We start from the raw sequence: 18,508 nt of genomic DNA, 5'->3' as shown, positions 1-18,508 counted from the left end.
AACAATGTCTAGAATTGGCAGAATGCCCATTACCGTTCCCGCCGGTGTTACCGTGAACGTGGCCGACGGCAACGTGGTCACCGTCAAGGGACCTAAGGGCGAACTGACCCGTGCTCTGCGCGCGGAAATGATCATTAAGCAGGAAGGCAACACGATCACCGTGGAGCGTCCTTCCGATGACAAGCTGCACCGCAGCCTGCACGGCCTGACCCGTACCCTGCTCCACAACATGGTCGTCGGCGTGACCGACGGTTTCAAGAAGGAGCTGGACGTCAACGGCGTCGGTTACCGTGTTGCCAAGGAGGGCAAGAACCTGGTCATGAACCTGGGCTTCTCTCATCAGGTGATCGTTCCCGAGATCGAGGGTATCACCATCGATGTCCCCGGTCCCAATAAAATCATTGTCAGCGGCTGCGACAAGCAGACTGTCGGTCAGTTTGCCGCTGAGATCCGCGAGAAGCGTCCCCCCGAGCCTTATAAGGGCAAGGGCATCAAGTATACTGACGAAGTTATCCGCCGTAAGGTGGGTAAGACCGGCGCTAAGAAGTAAGGAGGTGTGCCGATATGATTAAGAGACCCAATACCAACGCTCAGCGTCTGAAGCGCCACAAGCGCGTTCGCGCCAAGATCTCCGGCACCCCCGAGATGCCGCGTCTGAATGTGTTCCGCAGCGAAGCCAACATCTACGCCCAGGTCATCGATGATGTCAACGGCGTGACTCTGGCTTCCGCTTCTTCCCTGGACAAGGCCATCGAAGGTTACGGCGGCAACGTTGCCGCTGCCACCGCCGTTGGCAAGCTGGTTGCCGAGCGCGCCAAGGCCAAGGGTATCGAGAACGTGGTCTTCGACCGCGGCGGTTACCTGTACCACGGCCGTGTGAAGGCTCTGGCCGAGGGCGCCCGCGAAGGCGGCCTGAATTTCTAAGGAAGGAGGAACGATAACAATGCCTAGATTTGAAAGAGAGCAGAGCGAGTATATCGAGAAGGTCGTGTACCTGAACCGTGTTTCCAAGACGGTGAAGGGCGGCCGTGTTATGAAGTTCTCCGCCCTGGTCGTCGTTGGCGACGGTAAGGGCAAGGTCGGCTACGGCCTGGGCAAGGCCGCCGAAGTCCCCGAGGCTATCCGCAAGGGCATCGAGGCCGCCAAGAAGAACATGATCACCGTGACTCTGTCCGGAACTACCGTTCCTCATGAGACCATCGGTGAGGCTGGTGCCGGCCGCGTGCTGATGAAGCCCGCTGCCCCCGGTACCGGCGTGATCGCCGGCGGCGCTGTGCGTGCCGTCGTCGAGGCCGCGGGCATCAAGGACATCCGTACCAAGTGCCTGCGTTCCAACAACCCCAACAATGTCGTCGCCGCCGCTTTCCAGGGCCTGAAGAACATGCGTGGCCCCGAGGAGGTCGCCCGCATCCGCGGTAAGAGCGTCGAAGAGATCGTGGGTTAAGGAGGCGCTAAACATGGCAAACTTAAATATTAAGCTCGTCAAGAGCCTGAATGGCCGCCTGGAGAAGCAGGTCGCCACCGCACATTCCCTGGGCCTGCGCAAGATCGGTGATGTCACCGTGCAGCCCGACAACGACCAGACCCGCGGCAAGATCGCTAAGATCGGCTACATGCTGCAGGTTACTGAAGTGAAGTAAGGAGGCACGGAATTATGAAACTGAGCGAACTGTCTCCCGCCGAGGGCTCTGTCCGTCAGGCCTACCGTAAGGGCCGGGGCGCCGGCTCCGGCAACGGCAAGACCGGCGGCCGCGGCCACAAGGGCCAGAAGGCCCGTTCCGGCGGCAAGATCCGCGTGGGCTTCGAAGGCGGCCAGATGCCTCTGGCACGCCGTATCCCCAAGCGCGGCTTCAACAACATTTTCGCAAAGCCCCTGGAGATCATCAATCTGAACGCACTGAATGCGTTCGAGGATGGTGAGACTGTTACCGCCGAGGCTCTGCTGGCCAAGGGCATTCTCTCCAAGTGTGAGTATGGCTATAAGGTCCTGGGCAATGGCAAGGTCACCAAGAAGGTCAACGTGGAGGCTTCTGCTTTCTCCGCTTCTGCCAAGGAGGCTATCGAGGCAGCAGGCGGAAAGGCAGAGGTGAAGTAACGTGATCCAGACGATTCGCAAAGCGTGGGGCATTCCCGAGCTGCGGAAGAAGATCATCTTTACACTCCTCATTCTGCTGATCTTCCGGATCGGCAATGCCATCACCGTTCCCTATATCAACAAGGGTGCTCTGGCACTGCAGTTGGAGTCCATGGGCAGCACCTACTTCGGTCTGCTGAACACCATCAGCGGCGGCGCCTTCTCCATGGCGACGGTCTTTGCCCTGAGCATCCAGCCCTATATCAACAGCTCCATCATCATCCAGCTGCTGACCGTGGCCATCCCCGCTCTGGAGCGGCTGGCCCGTGACGGCGGCGAGGAGGGCAAGAAGAAGATCCAGTCCATTACCCGCTATACCACGGTGGGCATTGCCGTTCTGCAGGCTGTGGGCTACTACTTCATGATCAAGCGTTACAACCTGCTGGACACCGATGCCCCTGGCATCTGGGCCGCCCTGGTCATCATTGTGACCCTGATCGCAGGTTCCTCCTTCGTGATGTGGATGGGTGAGCAGGTCAACGAGTTCGGCGTGGGCAATGGTATCTCCATCATCCTGTTCGCCGGCATCCTGGCCCGCGTGCCCAGCATGATCAGCGGCATGATCAAGGGCATCCAGACCTGGTCCTCTATCCGGTCCGGAGCGCTGACTGCTGAAGGTCTGAAGGCCTCCTATCAGGCGGCTTACTCCTATTACAGCGAAGAGCAGATCCAGACCATGGTGGACTCCACCATGAGCGGTGCCATCTCCCCCCTGGGTCTCATTCTGCTGCTGGTGGGCATCCTGGCTCTGATCGTGTTCATCGTCTTCATCAATGACGCCGAGCGCCGCATCCCCGTGCAGTACGCCAAGCGTCAGGTGGGCCGCAAGATGTACGGCGGCCAGAGCAGCAATCTGCCCATGAAGGTGAGCATGGCTGGCGTTCTGCCCGTCATCTTCGCCCAGAGCATCGCTTCTCTGCCCATCACGGTGTGGAGCTTCATCGGTGTTCCCCAGAAGGGCACCGTGTCCTACTCCATCTATCAGGCCATTGACACCAAGTCCGTCGTCTACATGGTGGTGTACTTCGTGATGATCATTGGCTTCAGCTACTTCTACTCCAGCATCCAGTTCAACCCCGTTGAGATCGCCAACAACCTGAAGAAGCAGGGCGGCTTCATTCCCGGCTTCCGTCCGGGCAAGCCCACTGTGGACTTCATCAAGAAGGTCCTGAACAAGATCACCCTGTTCGGTGCCATCTATCTGGGTATCGTGGCCATCTGCCCCCTGATCGCGGGCAAGCTCATCGGCAACAACAGCGTGGCCATCGGCGGTACTTCCGTCATCATCGTGGTCGGCGTGGCGCTGGAGACCGTCAAGGCTCTGGAATCCCAGATGCTGATGCGTCAGTATAAGGGCTTCCTGGAATAAGAAAGAGGGCAGTTTTATGAAACTGATCCTGCTTGGCGCCCCCGGCGCCGGGAAGGGAACACAGGCCGACATCCTGTGTAAAGAGCTGGACATCCCTACCATCTCCACGGGCAACATCCTCCGTGCCGCCATCAAGGCCGGCACGGAGACCGGCAAGCAGGCTGAGGCCTATATGAAGGCCGGCAAGCTGGTGCCCGACGAGGTTATCATCGGCATCATCCATGACCGGGTGGCCGAGGACGACTGCAAGAACGGCTACATCCTGGACGGCGTACCCCGCACCATCGCCCAGGCTGAGTCCCTGGAGAAGGCCGGCATCGTGTTCGACGATGTCATCTCCATTGAGATCTCCGACGAGGTCATCATGGAGCGCATGAGCGGACGCCGCGTCTGTGAGCACTGCGGCGCCAGCTACCATTTGGTGGCTGTGCCTCCCAAGCAGGAGGGCATCTGCGACAAGTGCGGCGGCAAGCTGATCCAGCGTCATGACGATGAACCCGAGACGGTCAAGCACCGCCTCGAGGTCTATCACCAGGAGACCGAACCTCTGAAGGACTTCTACGCGAAGCGCGGCCTCCTGAAATCCGTAGAGAACCAGCCTACTGTGGCGGAGACCTCTGAGGCCATCCTCCGCGCGTTGGGGAGATGAAGCGATGATCACGCTGAAATCTGCCCATGAGATCGACTTGATGCGCCGGGCCGGAAAAATTACCGCGGCTGCCCGTGCCTTGGCAGGGGAAATGGTAAGACCCGGCGTAACAACCCAGGAGATCGACCACGCGGTGGAGCATTTCATCCGCAAACAGGGAGCGGTCCCGTCTTTCCTCCACTATCACGGCTATCCGGCCAGCGCCTGTATCAGCGTCAACGACGAGGTCATTCACGGCATCCCCGGCAAACGGGTGCTGCAAGAGGGCGACATCGTCAGCGTGGATGTGGGTGCATATATCGGAGGATTCCACGGTGACTGCGCGGCGACCTTCGCCTGCGGACAGATCTCCAAGGAAGCGCAGGATCTGATCGATGTGACCAGACAGAGCTTTTTTGAGGGCATCAAGTTCGCAAAGGAAGGATACCGTCTGCAGGATATCTCTGCGGCCATCCAGTCCTATGCGGAAAGCCACGGCTGCTCTATTGTCCGGGAATACGTCGGCCACGGTGTCGGCGCCGAGATGCATGAGTCGCCGGAGATCCCCAACTACGGCCATCCTGGCCGGGGACCGCGGCTTCTGCGGGGCATGACCCTTGCAATCGAACCCATGGTGAACGCCGGCAGCGCTGCCATCAAGCTGATGCCCGACGGCTGGACCGTCCGGACGCTGGACGGCAAGTGGGCGGCACACTATGAGAATACGGTCCTGATCACCGACGGCGAGCCCGAGATCCTGACGGCCCCCGCCATTTGAGAGGAAACGTATGGAAATTGCAAAATCACATATCGTCCGATCCGACGCCGGCAGGGACAAGGGCAAACTCTTTGTCGTTTTAGCCGCAGAGGGGGAGTACCTCCTGCTGGCGGACGGTAAATCCAGAAAGGTGGAGAACCCCAAGCGCAAAAAGCGCAGACATGTGCTGTTTGTGTCGGCAGAGGAGACCCGGCTTTCTGAAAAGATCAAAAGCAATGAGAAGATCACCAACAGTGAACTTCGACGGACCCTCGCGGGATATCGTGAGGAAGTCCAACCGGACCAGGAGGGATAACGTTTGGCAAAATCCGATATGATCGAAGTGGAAGGTGTTGTGGTGGAAGCCCTGCCCAACACGACGTTCCAGGTTGACATTGGAAATGGACACACGATTCTGGCGCATATTTCCGGAAAACTCAGAATGAATTTCATCAGGATTCTGCCCGGCGACAAGGTTACGGTGGAGCTCTCCCCGTACGACCTGACCCGCGGCCGGATCACCTGGCGCAGCAAGTAAGCTGACCAGGCGAAATCAATGACTTGAAACCGCTGAAAGGAATGGTTTAGAACTATGAAAGTAAGACCGTCCGTGAAGCCCATGTGCGAAAAGTGCAAGGTCATTCGCCGCAAAGGCCGTGTCATGGTCATTTGCGAGAACCCCAAGCATAAGCAGAGACAGGGCTAACATTTAATTGGAGGTGCTTTAAGAGTATGGCACGTATTGCCGGTATTGACCTGCCGAAGGATAAGCGTATCGAGATCGGCCTCACCTATATCTACGGCATTGGCAGAAAGAGCGCCAAGGATATCCTGGCGAAGACTGGCGTCGACCCCGACACCCGCGTGAAGGATCTGTCCGACGCTGACGAGCAGAAGCTCCGTGACGCCATCGACGAGTATGTTGTCGAGGGTGACCTGCGCCGCCAGACCGCACTGGACATCAAGCGTCTGAGCGAGATCGGCTGCTATCGCGGCCTGCGTCATCGCAAGGGCCTGCCCGTCCGCGGCCAGCGCAGCAAGACCAACGCAAGAACCCGCAAGGGTCCCAAGAAGACCATTGCTAACAAGAAGAAGTAAGGAAGGAGATCGAACATGGCAACTGCTAAAGCTTCCGGCGGCAAGAAAGTCATTCGCCGCCGCCGCGAGAAGAAGAACATCGAGCGTGGTCAGGTCCATATCCGTTCTTCTTTCAACAACACCATGGTGACTGTCACTGATACCCAGGGCAACGCCATTTCCTGGGCTTCCTCCGGCGGACTGGGTTTCCGCGGCAGCAAGAAGTCCACTCCCTTCGCTGCCCAGACCGCGGCTGAGACCGCTGCCCGCGCCGCGATGGAGCATGGCCTGAAGACCGTTGAGGTCTTCGTCAAGGGCCCCGGCCAGGGCCGCGAGGCTGCGATCCGCGCACTGCAGGCCGTGGGTCTGGAAGTGACCATGATCAAGGACGTCACTCCCATCCCCCACAACGGCTGCCGTCCCCCGAAGCGTCGCCGCGTGTAATAAAAGAGGAGGTAACAAGCAATATGGCAAGATATACCGGCGCAGTCTGCCGCCTTTGCCGCAGAGAAGGCCAGAAGCTCTTCCTGAAGGGCGACCGCTGCTACACGGATAAGTGCTCCATCGAGCGTCGTGGTTACGCTCCCGGCATGCACGGCAATGCAAGAAACAAGAAGCTCAGCGAGTATGGCCTGCAGCTGCGTGAGAAGCAGAAGGCCAAGCGCTACTACGGCGTCCTGGAGAGCCAGTTCCATGACTACTTCGAGATGGCCAACAAGAAGGCCGGCATGACCGGCGAGAACCTGCTGTCCATCCTGGAGACCCGTCTGGACAACGTGGTGTATCGTCTGGGCTTCGCCATGAGCCGCGCTGAGGCCCGTCAGCTGGTGCTGCACGGCCACTTCACCGTCAACGGCAAGAAGGTCAACATTCCTTCCTACCTGGTGAAGACCGGCGATGTGGTGGAGCTGAAGGAAGGCTCCCGCAGCCTGGATAAGTTCAAGGGCTCTCTGGAGGCCAACGCTTCCCGCGTGGTCCCCAAGTGGCTGGAAATGGACAAGAACAACGTGGCCAAGGTCATCGCAGAACCCGCCCGTGAGGACATCGATCTTCCCATCGAGGAGCATCTCATCGTCGAGTTGTACTCCAAGTAATTGGAGGATACCCTCGAAGATGATAGGAACTGCCTGCGGCCTGCTGCGCATGGCCGCAATGAGAAGATGAAGGAGGGTAACTGCATGATCGAAATTGAAAAGCCCCAGATCGAATGTATCGAGGCGCCCGGCGACGTGACGTACGGCAAGTACGTGGTGGAGCCCCTGGAGCGCGGATACGGCACGACTCTGGGCAATGCGCTCCGCCGCATTATGCTTTCCTCTCTGCCCGGCACCGCTCCGACCACCATCAAGATCGCCGGTGTCCAGCATGAGTTTTCCACCATCCCCGGTGTGAAGGAAGACGTGACGGAGATCGTCCTGAATGTAAAAGGCCTCCTGACCAAGCTGCACAGTGAAACGGTCAAGACCGTTTATATCGAGGCTGTGGGTCCCTGCGAAGTCACTGCCGGCGACATTAAGGCCGACGGTGAGGTGGAGGTCCTGAACCCCGATATGCACATTGCCACCCTGGACAACGGTGCCACTCTGAACATGGAGATCACCCTGTCCCACGGCCGCGGTTATGTGCCCGCTGACCGCAACAAGCCTCAGCAGAACGTGATCGGCACCATCGCCGTGGACTCCATCTACACCCCTGTGTACAAGGTGAACTACACCGTGGAGCCCACCCGCGTGGGAGCCTCCAGCGACTTCGACAAGCTGACCCTGGAAGTCTGGACCGACGGTACCATCTCCGCCCGTGACGCTGTGTCCCTGGGCGCCAAGATCCTGTGTGACCACTTCACCCTCTTTACCGATCTCTCTGAGAACGTGGGCAGCAAGCCCACCGTGGTGGAGAAGGCCGAAGCCCAGCGGGACAAGGTCCTGGAGATGACCATTGAGGAGCTGGACCTCTCCGTCCGCAGCTTCAACTGCCTGAAGCGCGCCAACATCAACACCGTTGAGGACTTGATCTCCAAGACCGAGGACGAGATGATGAAGGTCCGCAACCTGGGCCGTAAGTCCCTGGAAGAGGTCATCAACAAGCTGGCTATGATGGGCCTGCATCTGGCCGACGAAGAAAACAACTAATTGATTCTACGCCGGCGGACAGAACCCACCGGCTGACCAAAATCCTGATAAGGAGGAAACCGAAATGCCCGGAACTCGGAAACTTGGCAAGACCACTGACCAGCGCATGGCGATGCTGCGTCAGCAGGTCACGGATTTCCTGGACAACGGGAAGATGGAGACCACCGTCACCCGTGCCAAGGAGATCAAGCCCATGGCTGAGAAGATGATCACCCTCGGCAAGAAGAACGACCTGGCCGCTTATCGTCAGGCTATGAGCTTCATCACCCGTGAGGACGTCTGCAAGAAGCTGTTCAAGGAGATCGCTCCCAGCTATGCTGAGCGCAACGGCGGCTACACCCGCATCGTGCGCACCGGCGTCCGCCGCGGTGACGCCGCTGAGACTGCCATCATCGAACTGGTGAAATAAGTCTCATTTCCCCGGATTCAAAAGCCCTTTGCAATGTGTACCTAGGCACGTTGCAAAGGGCTTTTTGAGTTTTCCCGGGAAAGAAAGCACAGGGCTTTCCAAACAGAGTACACTGTGCTATAATGCTTTCCAGAGAAAAGGAGGCGGTCCTATGAGACGGGTTCGATGCCACGAATGCGGAAAGCGGTATAACTACGATGTGGATGATTTCTGCCCCCGCTGCGGTGCCTTTACGCAGCCTGCCAAGACATTGGATATCGGCGTGGACGGGACCGTGATCCGGGTGGAGGGCATCAACGAAGAGAACCATCGCAATTCCTTTGTCCATGCGGAACTGCATGCGGAGAACCGGAAGCGCCGTGGGACCAATCTGGAAGCAGAGGAGCTGCCCTGGCGAAGGGCGCAGGCGGCCACCCGCCAGCCTGCCCGGAAGTCCCAGCGCGCAGCGGGAAAAAAGAACCCCGTGGGCCTGGTATTCTGGATCATTTTCGCTGTGATCGCATTGAATATTTTGAGCCAGATCTTTTATATATTCCTGTAAAGTAACCGTCCCGGGCCATATTGGACCCGGGACGGTTCTGCGATTTTCAACAAATTTTTGACAGCGGTATTTTTTTCGCAACTGCATAACCTACCTTTGAAAAAACGGAGGGAATGAAAGCGGATGCGAAAACACTGGATATTTTTGGGCCTCTGCATAAGCCTGCTGCTCCTGCGGGTGGAAGAAGCGCCGGCGAACCTTGCCGCAGACGGTGCGGCCCAGATCCCCGCAGAGACGAACTACGTTGCCCTGACCTTTGATGACGGCCCCCGCCGGGGCACCACAGACCGCCTGCTGGAGGGGCTCAAAGAACGGGGCGCTAGCGCTACGTTCTTCCTGGTAGGCGAAGAAGCGGAGCGGTATCCCGAGCTGGTAAGGCGGATGCAGGCGGAGGGCCATCAGGTAGGAAACCACACCTGGAGCCACGTGCGGCTGGAGGGTGCTTCAACAGCCGTCATTCAGGAAGAGGTGGGGAAAACAGAAGAACTGCTGGAAACGCTTTTGGGAGGCAGCGGATACTGGCTGCGGCCGCCTTATGGGCTGATCACGCCGGGCACGGAAAAGCTGGTCCGGGTTCCCATGGTCAAGTGGTCCGTGGACCCGCGGGACTGGGAGAACAAGAATACGGACAAAGTGGTTCAGGCGATTCTGAAGCATGTGAAGCCCAACAGTATCATCCTGCTCCACGATATCTATGACACCTCCGTGGACGCCGCCCTGAAGGTGGTGGATACCCTGGAGGCGCAGGGCTACTGCTTTGTGACCGTGGAGGAGCTTTTGTGTCTGAATGGCGTGACGCCGGAGGCGGGAGAGCTGTACCGCACCGGCACTGGAACAACATAAAAAGGAACTCCCCGAATGTTCGGGGAGTTCCTTTTTGAACGTTGATGATTGCCGCAAAAGGGAATCAGCCCATGATCAGCAGGATCAGGGTCAGGATCAGGAAGACGGCGCCAACCCATTTGGTGGCACGGGCCAGCTTGGCATCCAGGGTCTTGGCCTTGTTCTTGGCCAGGAAAGAATCGGCAACACCACCAATGGCACCGGACAGGCCGGCGCTCTTGCCGGACTGGAACAGAACGGCGACAATGATGGCCAGGCCGCACAGCAGCTGCAGAATGGTGACAACGAGCTTCAAAGCAGACATAACAGATAACCTCCAAAATTCACGCTTACGCGATACATATTTAGTCGCTTCACAGATGTCCATGTTACCATAGTTTTTCTGTGTTTTCAAGGGCTTTTTTCAAAAAAGAAGTCCATTTTGCGGGAAGAGCGGTTTACAGCGTCATCATGCATAAATAAAAAGGGTGAACAGATCATGAAAGGAATTTCCCGCAGGACGGGTTTCTAAAAAATCTGCAAAATATGGAACAAATGTTTGCATTTAAGGAAATGGTGTGATAGAATACAGGTAAAGTATTTGCGAAGCTGCAAAGAGAACAGGAGGTCCATTATGGCGGAACTGACCAATATGCAGCAGAGGATCTATGAATACATCGCATCCTGCATCCGGGAACAGGGTTATCCACCCTCTGTGCGGGAGATCGGCGAGGCGGTTGGGCTGAAATCCCCGTCCACAGTACATTTCCATCTGAAGCATTTGGAGGAAGCGGGAGTCATCGAAAAAGGCGCGGGTAAGGGCCGGGCCATTACATTGACGGCGCCCGCTGTGCCGGAGGATAAGATTCCGATTGTGGGCAACGTGGCGGCAGGCAGCCCGATCCTGGCGGAGGAGTGCATTGAGGATTATCTCACTTTTGACACCGGTGGCCATGGGGACGAGTATTTTGCCCTTCGTGTCCGAGGTGAGTCCATGCTGAACGCTGGTATCCTGCCGGATGATCTGGTGGTAGTACGCCGCCAGCAGACCTGCAGCAACGGTGAGATCGTGGTCGCCATGATCGAAGACGAGGCTACAGTCAAGCGATTTTCCAAGCAGAACGGGCATATCTGGCTGTTGCCGGAGAACGAGGCGTATTCTCCCATTGATGGTACCTATGCTCAGATTTTGGGCAAAGTAGCCGCTGTTGTGCGCCGCTATTGAGAGATTGAGAGAAAGAAAAGGGACTGCGGGATGCCGCAGTCCCTTTATGTTTGGGGAAGATGACTTTGTGGCCGCTCCAGTTCTGCCCGCAGTTTTTCCAATGCCCGCTTTTCAATGCGGGATACATAGCTGCGGGAGATGCCGAAGGAAACTGCAACTTCACGCTGGGTCAGAGGGACGGTCCCGCCCAGACCGTAACGCAGGCGAATGATCTCGGATTCCCGCTGCGTGAGACACTCCTGTACTAGCTGACGCAGCTTCAGTGCACTGTCCCGGTCGTGGATGTCCTCCAGCATGGTGTCGTCCACCCCAACCACGTCCATCAGCTGCAGGGCGTTTCCCTCCTTATCGGATTCAATAGAGTCTGACAGGGATACTTCACCCTGGAGCTTTTTCTGGCCGCGAAAGTACATCAGAATTTCGTTTTCAATGCAGCGGGCGGCGTAGGTGGCCAAGCGGGCGCCTTTGGAAGGGTCAAAACTGGAGATACCCTTGATGAGCCCGATGGTTCCAATGGAGATCAGGTCCTCCTGGTCTCCGTTTTGGGTGTAGTACTTCTTGATGATATGGGCCACCAGGCGAAGATTCCGCTCAATCAGAACATTCCGCGCCTCGGGGTCTCCTTTGGCATAGCGGTCCAGCCATTCCCGCTCCTCGGCGGCAGACAGCGGCTTGGGGAAAGAACCGCTCCCTGACAGACGGAGGGAAAATAGCAGGGTATTGGCAAACAGCAGCAGTGCGGCAGACAGCATAGAACGCCTCCTCTCCCTTCTATCTATGCGGAAGGAGGAAGTCCCTATGTGTCTTTGCATTCTAAGGAAAACTGTGGTATACTGATGGCCAGATTGGGAAGGGGGTCTGGCTGTGAGCTGGTATGTCTATATGCTGCGCTGCGGGGACGGCTCCCTGTACACGGGCTATACAGACAACATTCCCAGACGTCTGGCGGTTCACCAGAGCGGGAAGGGTGCCAAATACACCCGCAGCCACTTGCCGGTAGGGTTGGCCTATTGGGAGGAACTGCCGGACAAGTCATCGGCCTTGCGACGGGAAGCAGCCATCAAGCAGTTGACCCGGCGCGAGAAGTTAGCGCTGATAGCGGAAAAGGAGAAGAAAACCATGACGGAGATGCGGAGAAAGGACCGGCAGATGTCGGAGGAGTTTGCATGGGAAGTGGTGGACAAGTGCGAATACGCCTTCCTGTCCATGACGGCGGAGGACGGCACACCCTACGGATTACCGATCACCATTGTCCGGAAAGGCAAGCAGGTGTATTTTCACAGTGCCATGGAGGGGCGGAAGGCCCGATGCCTGCGGGCGAACCCCAGGGTTTGCATCACTTGCGTGGGTGACACCGCCATCCAGCAGGACCGCTTCACTACGCTGTACGAGTCTGCTGTGGCCTTCGGCAGCGCCACTGAAGTAACGGAGGACGAGGAGAGGATCGAAGCGCTGCGGCTTCTCTGCCAGCGCCATACGCCGGACAACATGGCGGGCTTTGACGACGCCGTCCGGCGGAGTCTGGCACGGACTGGGATTTGGCGAATCACTGTAGAGGAGATCACTGGAAAAGCTAAACAATAAGCACCAAGCCGCTGTCGGCCGACAGCGGCTTGTTCATCTTCAGGATTCCCGGAGCTGGATGGTGCAGTCGGACAGATTGTAAAAGGGCTCCGCCATGGTGGGCGTCAGCCCGGTCAGCACATCTGTTTGCATCAGCACGGAGGTGGATTTGAAGCAGATGGGCAGAATGGGAGCCTGTTCCCGCAGACGAGTGCACAACTGCTTCATGGCGGCGGGGCGGTCGGCGGAGGAGACGAAGGCGGACAGCAGCTGATCCGTCTGGAAATCAGTCCAACCACCCATATTCAAAGTACCCTCTGTGGACAGCAGGGAGCGCAGGTCCCAGTCGGCGGTGAGCTTGACTTCACCGTAATAGAGGTCGAAATCTCCGGCGGCCAGAGTAGCCGTGTATTCCTCCCAGGGCAGGGCCTTGACTGTCATAGGCACACCGTCAGAGGAGAAGCTGTCGGCGATGGCCTCAGCCACGGAGACCTTGAAGCTGTTTTCCTCATTCACCAGCAGCGTCAAAGTGCGATCGGGAGTATAACCACTTTCCTTCAGAGCGGCGAAAAAGGTTTCGTGGTTTTCGGTTTCCTCCAGGTCCTCCGGATAGAGAGGAGAGACCGGGGAGACCGGGAACTGGGCGGCGGTGCCGTGGCCGGAGAGAAAAGCGCTGACCAGGGTCTGACGGGAGATCCCCAGGGAAAGGGCACGCCGGAAGGCGGGGGTGTCCAGCGGTTCCCGGGTCACGTTGCAGCCCAGATACTGCAGAATGGTGGTGTTTGCGTCACAGTAGCTGATGCTGCCGGTGGCGCTGATGGGGTCTGTTCCTGTCAGGTCGGCGGTTATCAGCTGGACATCGTGGGAGGTAAAGCGGTAGAGCATGGTGTCCTGATCGATGGCCTCCACCAGAGCAATGCGGTCAGTGGGCTGGCTGCCACGCCACCAGGACTGATTGGATACCAGATAGGTCCCGGTACTCTCTGTGGAGAGCAGGTACGGCCCGGTGCCGATAGGGGAGGACTCCGTGCCTGCTTTGACGACAGGCACGTCCAGCAGGGCGGGGAAGCCGGTGTTGGGAGCGGAAAGAACCACAGTCACGGTGGTGTCTCCGGCAATAACCTGGGAGATACCGGAAAGGCGGCTGCCGTAACGTTCGGATTTTCCGGCTCTGTCCAGGGTGGCCTTCACGTCATCAGAGGTCAGAGGCGTACCGTCGGAGAAGGTGACACCGCTTCGCAGAGTAAAGACATAAGTGTACGTAGTCTCGTCATAGGTGTAGTTCTGGCAGAGGCAGGGTTCCGGCTCCAGAGCGGTCCCCAGGCGGAACAGCCCCTCACAGATCAGGGAGGCCACCACCTGCTGCATTCCGTCGGGGCAGGTAACGGGGTCCAGGGTCAGCTCCGGTGCGTAAGGCAGGGAGAACAGCTCTGGCAGGATCACCCGGGAGCCGGAAGGCTCTGTCTCCTGTTGATCGGTCTGGAGCAGTTCGCCCTCTCCGAGGAGGGATGGCTCCTCCTGCCAGCAGCCGGTCAGCAGCAGGACTGGGAGAAGCAGGAAGCATATGGTTTTCAGCAGGCGTTGTTTCATAAAGAACCTTCCTTGGACAGGGCGATCATGGCCACCTGGGCGCCCCGGGCCTCGCCCATTTTCCGGTGGGACCAGAACAGGTCAGGATGGCAGGCGGTGCAGAGACCGCAGGTGTCGATGTGGCCCAGTGTCAGACCGGAGCGCAGCAGCCACTGGCGGTTGAGTCCCGCCAGATCCACGTGCCACTTGGGGCCACGGCGCTCCATATAGGGCGCGGCGTCATCGCCCAGAGCGGCCTCCATGGCGGCGGGCACGTCCCCGTCAGTCTCAAAGCAGCACTGACCGATACAGGGGCCGATGGCGGCTAATATATGGCTTGGATCAGAGGCGAATACTTCGGTCATAGTCCGGACGGTTTTTTCCACAATCCCAGCGGCGCAGCCCCGCCACCCGGCGTGGACGGCGCTAACGGCCTGCTGGATAGGATCGTACAGCAGGATAATGCCGCAGTCGGCGGAAAAGACCACCAGGGGCAGGTCCGGCTGGTTGGTGACAAGGGCGTCGGCGGTGTAGTCCCGGGAGGACCACAGGCCCTTCCCAGCGTCGGCGGCGGTGCAGACCCGGACGGTGGTCTCGTGGACCTGCTTGCTGAGGACTACCCGGTTTTCGTCCATACCGGCGGCGCCGCAGAACCGGCGGTAATTTTCCACCACAGCGGCGGGATCGTCCCCCCGGCCCACCCCCAGATTCAGGGAATCCCAGGGGGCGGCGGACACGCCGCCCTGCCGGGTAGAAAAACCGTGGCCGATGCCGCCCAGCAGGGGAGAGGTCAACCAGATCAGACCGGTTTGTTCATGGGTTTCAAAAGGCATAAGGACCTCCGTTCAATCTTGCTTTTCCACGACTTCGTGGTGGTTGTAGCCATGACGGGCATAAATCAGTCCGGCCAGCAGGAAAACGACGCCTGCGGCGGACAGCAAGATGCCCCATCCGCCCAGCAGGATGCCTGCCACGCACAACAGCCCGCCTGTCAGCAGCAGGGCGATGCCGTAAAGGATGTCTTTGATGTCCTGCAAAAGAGCCAGGACGCCGTCGTTGTCTTTCATGGCAGACTCCTTTCTGGTAGCAAAGCGCCCCCTGCCCTCCGGCAGGAGAACAGGGGGCGTGCTTGGATTTAGGAAGGGGACTAGGGGAAACCGGTGGGTTCCCCAGTTGATTTGCCAGCGGCAAATCAAGGACATTTCATCATTTTCGCTGCGACATGTGCGTGGCGAAAATGCCTTGACCAGTGCGCCCTTGGGGCGCACACACCAGTGACCGACGTCACTGGTGGAAACAGCCGAAGCGCCGCCAGTGGCGGATGAAGCGAGGCTGTTTCGAGGAAGCGGCACGATTGGCGGATACGAAGTATCCGGGAATCGTTATGCCGCGACTGTGTTGGGGGAGGTTGAGGGGGAGCCTGCTCCTCCTAGAAGACGTCAGTCGTGATATTCTTTGCAAGTGCACTTCTTCCACTTCAACCCGCTGCCGCAGGGGCAGGGATCGTTGCGGCCGATCTTTACGGTTTTCTTCATGGGCTGCTTTTTCGGCGTAGTACCGTCGCCGCCCACATTCTCCACCATGCCCTTGGCCACCCGCTCCCGCTTGACCTCCTCGTCCTTCTTCAGACGGACGGAGTACAGGCGGCGGACGGTCTCGTCCTGAATGGCGGAGATCATCTCTTCAAACATCTCCAGGGACTCCCGCTTATAGACATCCACGGGGTTGTTGTTGCCCCAGGACTGCAGGCGGACGCCCTGCTTCAGATCGTCCATGGCGCTGATATGGTCCATCCAGTACTCATCCACCACACGCAGCATGATGACCCGCTCCAGCTCCCGCATGATGGGGCTGGTAATTTCGGTCTCCTTGGCCTCGTAGGTCTTCTCGGCGGCCTGAATGAACAGGTCCGTGAATTCCTCCTGAGTCTTGCCGGGGATCTCGGAGGAGGGGATGCAGATGGCGCTGGGCAGGAAGTAGATGCCCTCCAGGCCACGCATCATATCCCGGTAGCCGGCGGCGTCCAGATGCTGGCTCTCGCCGAAGGCCAGAGCCACATGGTTGGAGATGGAGGTGTGCATCATGTTCAGCACAGTCTCCTTGATGTCCATGCCGTCCAGTACCTGACGGCGCTGGGCATAGATGATCTCTCGCTGCTTGTTCATGACGTCGTCGTATTCCAGCACGGATTTCCGGGACTGGAAGTTGCGGCTCTCCACGGTGGTCTGGGCGTTCTCAATGGCCTTGGTCAGCATCTTGTTCTCGATGGGGGTATCCTCGTCCAGGTCGAAGCGCTCCATCATGTTGTTGATGCGCTCGCCGCCGAAGAGGCGCATCAGGTCGTCCTCCAGGGAGATATAGAACCGGGTCTCGCCGGGGTCGCCCTGACGGCCGGCGCGGCCGCGCAGCTGATTGTCGATCCGGCGGGACTCATGGCGCTCGGTGCCGATGATGAACAGGCCGCCGGCGGCACGGACCTTTTCCGCCTCCTGGGAGATGATGGCCTTGTGATGGGCCATCCGCTCCGCAAACAGCTTGCGGGCGTCCAGAATTTCCTGATTGTCGGTGTCGGCGTAGCCGGTGGCGTCCACGATGACCTCTTCGGAATAACCGGCCTTCACCAGGTCGGCCTTGGCCAGATACTCGGCGTTGCCGCCCAGCATGATATCGGTACCACGGCCGGCCATGTTGGTGGCCACGGTGACGGCACCGAACTTACCGGCCTGGGCCACGATCTCGGCTTCCTTCTCGTGGTTCTTGGCGTTCAGCAGGTTGTGGCTGATGCCCTCCCGGGCCAGCAGCTTGCTGAGCAGCTCGTTCTTCTCAATGGACACGGTGCCCACCAGCACGGGCTGGCCCTTTTCATGGCACTCCTTCACCTGCTGGATGACGGCCCGGAACTTGCCGGCCTCGGTCTTGTACACCACGTCGTGGTGATCCTGCCGCTGGTTGGGACGGTTGGTGGGGATCTCCACGATGTCCAGGTTGTAGATGGTGCCGAATTCCTCCTGCTCCGTCATGGCGGTACCGGTCATACCGGACAGCTTGTCGTACAGGCGGAAGTAGTTCTGGAAGGTGATGGTGGCCAGGGTCTTGTTTTCGCTCTGGACGCTGACGTGCTCCTTGGCCTCGATGGCCTGATGCAGGCCGTTGGAATACCGGCGGCCGAACATGAGACGGCCGGTGAACTCATCCACGATGATGACCTCGCCGTCCTTCACCACGTAGTCGGTGTCCCGCTTCATGGTGCCGTGGGCCTTCAGGGCCTGGTTGATGTGGTGGTTCAGGGTGGCGTTGCTGGGGTCGGACAGGTTCTCCACATGGAAGAACTCCTCCGCCTTGGAAATGCCCCGGGCAGTGAGGGTGGCGGACTTGGCCTTCTCGTCCACGATGTAGTCAGCGTCGACAGTGGTGTCCTCTTCCTCCTTGTCGTCCACCTGGACCACAACGCGCTTTTTCAGGCGGGAGACGAACATCTCCGCCATGTCGTACATCTGGGTGGACTTTTCGCCCTGGCCGGAGATGATCAGGGGGGTACGGGCCTCGTCGATCAGGATGGAGTCCACCTCGTCCACGATGGCGAAGGCGTGGCCCCGCTGCACCAGCTCACTGGAGTAGATGCACATATTGTCACGGAGGTAGTCGAAGCCCATCTCGTTGTTGGTGCCGTAGGTCACGTCGGCAGCGTAGGCGGCCTGCCGCTGCTGGGAGGTCAGACCGTGGACGATCAGGCCTACCTTCAGCCCCAGGAAGCGGTGGACCTTACCCATCCACTCGGAGTCACGCTTGGCCAGATAGTCGTTGACGGTGACGATGTGGACGCCGCGGCCCGTCAGGGCGTTCAGATAGGCGGGCAGGGTGGCTACCAGGGTCTTGCCTTCACCGGTCTTCATCTCGGCGATGCGGCCCTGGTGCAGCACGATGCCGCCCACCAGCTGGACCCGGTAGGGACGCATGCCCAGCACGCGGTCAGCGGCCTCCCGCACGGTGGCGAAGGCCTCCGGCAGGATATCGTCCAGCGTCTCGCCGTTTGCCAGACGCTCCTTGAACTCTGGCGTCTTCGCCTGGAGCTGGGCATCGGTCATGGCCTTGTACTCGTCGGCCATGGCCTCGATTTTGTCCACAATGGGGTAGATGGACTTCAGCTCCCGGGAGCTGGAATCGCCAAACAGTGTTTTCAACAGACCCATGATATTTGAAACATCCTTTCTGATTTTGCCTGTATCAGGAATATCAGCATATTCATAATAAATCTATGCTAGCATACCACAAACCGATGTGAAAT

Annotated in this window: 26 protein-coding genes; 20 read left to right on the top strand and 6 right to left on the bottom strand. The window is 58.7% G+C overall.

Annotated elements, in window-relative coordinates; genetic code table 11:
• Positions 1 to 4: 4 nt before the first annotated feature.
• The 18 genes from rplF (at position 5) to JQM66_RS02420 (ending at position 9,887) form a co-directional block, all read left to right on the top strand.
• The gene (gene rplF / locus JQM66_RS02505) at positions 5 to 550 is read left to right on the top strand and encodes a 50S ribosomal protein L6 (protein ID WP_235228224.1); all 546 of its coding nucleotides are present in this window, start codon (positions 5 to 7) and stop codon (positions 548 to 550) included.
• Positions 551 to 564: 14 nt separating this feature from the next.
• Complete coding sequence (gene rplR, locus JQM66_RS02500; RefSeq protein WP_235228223.1) at positions 565 to 924, top strand: 50S ribosomal protein L18; 360 nt, start codon at positions 565 to 567, stop codon at positions 922 to 924.
• A gap of 19 nt (positions 925 to 943) precedes the next feature.
• Positions 944 to 1,444, top strand: coding sequence for a 30S ribosomal protein S5 (rpsE, locus tag JQM66_RS02495; protein WP_235221229.1), 501 nt, complete (start codon positions 944 to 946; stop codon positions 1,442 to 1,444).
• A gap of 13 nt (positions 1,445 to 1,457) precedes the next feature.
• Entirely contained in the window at positions 1,458 to 1,640 is a 183-nt protein-coding gene (rpmD, locus tag JQM66_RS02490; protein WP_235228222.1) for a 50S ribosomal protein L30, read from the top strand.
• A gap of 14 nt (positions 1,641 to 1,654) precedes the next feature.
• Positions 1,655 to 2,095, top strand: coding sequence for a 50S ribosomal protein L15 (gene rplO, locus JQM66_RS02485; RefSeq protein ID WP_235221231.1), 441 nt, complete (start codon positions 1,655 to 1,657; stop codon positions 2,093 to 2,095).
• Between the two features lies 1 nt (position 2,096).
• Positions 2,097 to 3,503, top strand: a complete 1,407-nt coding sequence (gene secY / locus JQM66_RS02480; RefSeq protein ID WP_235228221.1) for a preprotein translocase subunit SecY — start codon at positions 2,097 to 2,099, stop codon at positions 3,501 to 3,503.
• 16 nt (positions 3,504 to 3,519) lie between these two features.
• Positions 3,520 to 4,152 carry an adenylate kinase gene (locus JQM66_RS02475; protein WP_235228220.1) on the top strand — a complete coding sequence of 211 codons (633 nt, stop codon included), beginning with the start codon at positions 3,520 to 3,522 and terminating at the stop codon, positions 4,150 to 4,152.
• 4 nt (positions 4,153 to 4,156) lie between these two features.
• Positions 4,157 to 4,909 (top strand): type I methionyl aminopeptidase, encoded by a 753-nt coding sequence (map, locus tag JQM66_RS02470; RefSeq protein ID WP_235228219.1) that lies wholly within the window; start codon positions 4,157 to 4,159, stop codon positions 4,907 to 4,909.
• A 10-nt stretch (positions 4,910 to 4,919) separates the two neighbouring features.
• The gene (locus JQM66_RS02465) at positions 4,920 to 5,204 is read left to right on the top strand and encodes a KOW domain-containing RNA-binding protein (protein WP_235228218.1); all 285 of its coding nucleotides are present in this window, start codon (positions 4,920 to 4,922) and stop codon (positions 5,202 to 5,204) included.
• A gap of 3 nt (positions 5,205 to 5,207) precedes the next feature.
• Positions 5,208 to 5,426 carry a translation initiation factor IF-1 gene (gene infA, locus JQM66_RS02460; RefSeq protein WP_235228217.1) on the top strand — a complete coding sequence of 73 codons (219 nt, stop codon included), beginning with the start codon at positions 5,208 to 5,210 and terminating at the stop codon, positions 5,424 to 5,426.
• Between the two features lie 54 nt (positions 5,427 to 5,480).
• A complete protein-coding gene (gene rpmJ / locus JQM66_RS02455) occupies positions 5,481 to 5,594 on the top strand; it encodes a 50S ribosomal protein L36 (protein ID WP_014116882.1) in 114 nt (37 codons plus the stop codon).
• Positions 5,595 to 5,620: 26 nt separating this feature from the next.
• Positions 5,621 to 5,986 (top strand): 30S ribosomal protein S13, encoded by a 366-nt coding sequence (gene rpsM, locus JQM66_RS02450; protein ID WP_235228216.1) that lies wholly within the window; start codon positions 5,621 to 5,623, stop codon positions 5,984 to 5,986.
• Positions 5,987 to 6,001: 15 nt separating this feature from the next.
• Positions 6,002 to 6,409, top strand: coding sequence for a 30S ribosomal protein S11 (gene rpsK, locus JQM66_RS02445; RefSeq protein ID WP_235221237.1), 408 nt, complete (start codon positions 6,002 to 6,004; stop codon positions 6,407 to 6,409).
• Between the two features lie 23 nt (positions 6,410 to 6,432).
• The gene (gene rpsD, locus JQM66_RS02440) at positions 6,433 to 7,059 is read left to right on the top strand and encodes a 30S ribosomal protein S4 (RefSeq protein ID WP_235228215.1); all 627 of its coding nucleotides are present in this window, start codon (positions 6,433 to 6,435) and stop codon (positions 7,057 to 7,059) included.
• A gap of 84 nt (positions 7,060 to 7,143) precedes the next feature.
• The gene (locus JQM66_RS02435; RefSeq protein WP_235228214.1) at positions 7,144 to 8,094 is read left to right on the top strand and encodes a DNA-directed RNA polymerase subunit alpha; all 951 of its coding nucleotides are present in this window, start codon (positions 7,144 to 7,146) and stop codon (positions 8,092 to 8,094) included.
• A 64-nt stretch (positions 8,095 to 8,158) separates the two neighbouring features.
• Positions 8,159 to 8,503: a 50S ribosomal protein L17 gene (gene rplQ / locus JQM66_RS02430; RefSeq protein WP_235228213.1), complete on the top strand. Its 345-nt coding sequence runs from the start codon at positions 8,159 to 8,161 to the stop codon at positions 8,501 to 8,503.
• A gap of 151 nt (positions 8,504 to 8,654) precedes the next feature.
• On the top strand, positions 8,655 to 9,044 hold the full coding sequence (locus JQM66_RS02425; protein WP_235228212.1) for a hypothetical protein: 390 nt from the start codon (positions 8,655 to 8,657) through the stop codon (positions 9,042 to 9,044).
• A 123-nt stretch (positions 9,045 to 9,167) separates the two neighbouring features.
• Positions 9,168 to 9,887 (top strand): polysaccharide deacetylase family protein, encoded by a 720-nt coding sequence (locus tag JQM66_RS02420; protein ID WP_235228211.1) that lies wholly within the window; start codon positions 9,168 to 9,170, stop codon positions 9,885 to 9,887.
• A 64-nt stretch (positions 9,888 to 9,951) separates the two neighbouring features.
• Here the strand turns inward: JQM66_RS02420 and secG are convergent, their stop codons facing one another.
• Positions 9,952 to 10,191, bottom strand: a complete 240-nt coding sequence (gene secG, locus JQM66_RS02415; protein ID WP_235228210.1) for a preprotein translocase subunit SecG — start codon at positions 10,189 to 10,191, stop codon at positions 9,952 to 9,954.
• Between the two features lie 309 nt (positions 10,192 to 10,500).
• On the opposite strand from secG, the gene lexA reads away from it, so the two are divergent.
• Complete coding sequence (lexA, locus tag JQM66_RS02410) at positions 10,501 to 11,091, top strand: transcriptional repressor LexA (protein ID WP_235228209.1); 591 nt, start codon at positions 10,501 to 10,503, stop codon at positions 11,089 to 11,091.
• 44 nt (positions 11,092 to 11,135) lie between these two features.
• On the opposite strand, the gene sigK is transcribed toward lexA, so the two are convergent.
• Positions 11,136 to 11,843 (bottom strand): RNA polymerase sporulation sigma factor SigK, encoded by a 708-nt coding sequence (sigK, locus tag JQM66_RS02405; protein WP_235228208.1) that lies wholly within the window; start codon positions 11,841 to 11,843, stop codon positions 11,136 to 11,138.
• Positions 11,844 to 11,955: 112 nt separating this feature from the next.
• On the opposite strand from sigK, the gene JQM66_RS12655 reads away from it, so the two are divergent.
• Positions 11,956 to 12,675, top strand: coding sequence for a pyridoxamine 5'-phosphate oxidase family protein (locus tag JQM66_RS12655; RefSeq protein ID WP_328284102.1), 720 nt, complete (start codon positions 11,956 to 11,958; stop codon positions 12,673 to 12,675).
• Positions 12,676 to 12,714: 39 nt separating this feature from the next.
• Here JQM66_RS12655 and JQM66_RS02390 read toward each other — a convergent pair whose 3' ends face one another.
• The 4 genes from JQM66_RS02390 to secA form a co-directional block, all read right to left on the bottom strand.
• A complete protein-coding gene (locus JQM66_RS02390; protein WP_235228207.1) occupies positions 12,715 to 14,244 on the bottom strand; it encodes an ABC transporter substrate-binding protein in 1,530 nt (509 codons plus the stop codon).
• Entirely contained in the window at positions 14,241 to 15,056 is an 816-nt protein-coding gene (pgeF, locus tag JQM66_RS02385; RefSeq protein ID WP_235228206.1) for a peptidoglycan editing factor PgeF, read from the bottom strand. Before pgeF ends, JQM66_RS02390 begins: the two co-directional genes overlap by 4 nt.
• Positions 15,057 to 15,068: 12 nt before the next feature.
• Complete coding sequence (locus JQM66_RS02380) at positions 15,069 to 15,290, bottom strand: hypothetical protein (RefSeq protein WP_235228205.1); 222 nt, start codon at positions 15,288 to 15,290, stop codon at positions 15,069 to 15,071.
• A gap of 372 nt (positions 15,291 to 15,662) precedes the next feature.
• Positions 15,663 to 18,416, bottom strand: coding sequence for a preprotein translocase subunit SecA (gene secA / locus JQM66_RS02375; RefSeq protein WP_235228360.1), 2,754 nt, complete (start codon positions 18,414 to 18,416; stop codon positions 15,663 to 15,665).
• Positions 18,417 to 18,508 lie beyond the last annotated feature (92 nt).

Source organism: Oscillibacter valericigenes (assembly GCF_021531915.1).
Lineage (GTDB): Bacteria > Bacillota > Clostridia > Oscillospirales > Oscillospiraceae > Oscillibacter > Oscillibacter valericigenes_A.
The sequence above is the reverse complement of the archived record's forward strand: the minus strand, read 5'-3'. Positions and strand labels throughout refer to the sequence as shown.

Excerpts from the sequence above, each read along its gene's own strand:
- secG (WP_235228210.1), bottom strand. The coding sequence starts at position 10,191 with ATGTCTGCTTTGAAGCTCGTTGTCACCATTCTGCAGCTGCTGTGCGGC.
- rplQ (WP_235228213.1), top strand. The coding sequence starts at position 8,159 with ATGCCCGGAACTCGGAAACTTGGCAAGACCACTGACCAGCGCATGGCG.
- JQM66_RS02475 (WP_235228220.1), top strand. The coding sequence starts at position 3,520 with ATGAAACTGATCCTGCTTGGCGCCCCCGGCGCCGGGAAGGGAACACAG.
- rpmJ (WP_014116882.1), top strand. The coding sequence starts at position 5,481 with ATGAAAGTAAGACCGTCCGTGAAGCCCATGTGCGAAAAGTGCAAGGTC.
- map (WP_235228219.1), top strand. The coding sequence starts at position 4,157 with ATGATCACGCTGAAATCTGCCCATGAGATCGACTTGATGCGCCGGGCC.
- rplF (WP_235228224.1), top strand. The coding sequence starts at position 5 with ATGTCTAGAATTGGCAGAATGCCCATTACCGTTCCCGCCGGTGTTACC.
- JQM66_RS02390 (WP_235228207.1), bottom strand. The coding sequence starts at position 14,244 with ATGAAACAACGCCTGCTGAAAACCATATGCTTCCTGCTTCTCCCAGTC.
- rplR (WP_235228223.1), top strand. The coding sequence starts at position 565 with ATGATTAAGAGACCCAATACCAACGCTCAGCGTCTGAAGCGCCACAAG.
- JQM66_RS02425 (WP_235228212.1), top strand. The coding sequence starts at position 8,655 with ATGAGACGGGTTCGATGCCACGAATGCGGAAAGCGGTATAACTACGAT.
- JQM66_RS02420 (WP_235228211.1), top strand. The coding sequence starts at position 9,168 with ATGCGAAAACACTGGATATTTTTGGGCCTCTGCATAAGCCTGCTGCTC.
- rpsE (WP_235221229.1), top strand. The coding sequence starts at position 944 with ATGCCTAGATTTGAAAGAGAGCAGAGCGAGTATATCGAGAAGGTCGTG.
- rpsK (WP_235221237.1), top strand. The coding sequence starts at position 6,002 with ATGGCAACTGCTAAAGCTTCCGGCGGCAAGAAAGTCATTCGCCGCCGC.
- rpsD (WP_235228215.1), top strand. The coding sequence starts at position 6,433 with ATGGCAAGATATACCGGCGCAGTCTGCCGCCTTTGCCGCAGAGAAGGC.
- rplO (WP_235221231.1), top strand. The coding sequence starts at position 1,655 with ATGAAACTGAGCGAACTGTCTCCCGCCGAGGGCTCTGTCCGTCAGGCC.
- sigK (WP_235228208.1), bottom strand. The coding sequence starts at position 11,843 with ATGCTGTCTGCCGCACTGCTGCTGTTTGCCAATACCCTGCTATTTTCC.
- JQM66_RS02380 (WP_235228205.1), bottom strand. The coding sequence starts at position 15,290 with ATGAAAGACAACGACGGCGTCCTGGCTCTTTTGCAGGACATCAAAGAC.
- pgeF (WP_235228206.1), bottom strand. The coding sequence starts at position 15,056 with ATGCCTTTTGAAACCCATGAACAAACCGGTCTGATCTGGTTGACCTCT.
- JQM66_RS02465 (WP_235228218.1), top strand. The coding sequence starts at position 4,920 with ATGGAAATTGCAAAATCACATATCGTCCGATCCGACGCCGGCAGGGAC.
- rpsM (WP_235228216.1), top strand. The coding sequence starts at position 5,621 with ATGGCACGTATTGCCGGTATTGACCTGCCGAAGGATAAGCGTATCGAG.
- lexA (WP_235228209.1), top strand. The coding sequence starts at position 10,501 with ATGGCGGAACTGACCAATATGCAGCAGAGGATCTATGAATACATCGCA.
- JQM66_RS02435 (WP_235228214.1), top strand. The coding sequence starts at position 7,144 with ATGATCGAAATTGAAAAGCCCCAGATCGAATGTATCGAGGCGCCCGGC.
- rpmD (WP_235228222.1), top strand. The coding sequence starts at position 1,458 with ATGGCAAACTTAAATATTAAGCTCGTCAAGAGCCTGAATGGCCGCCTG.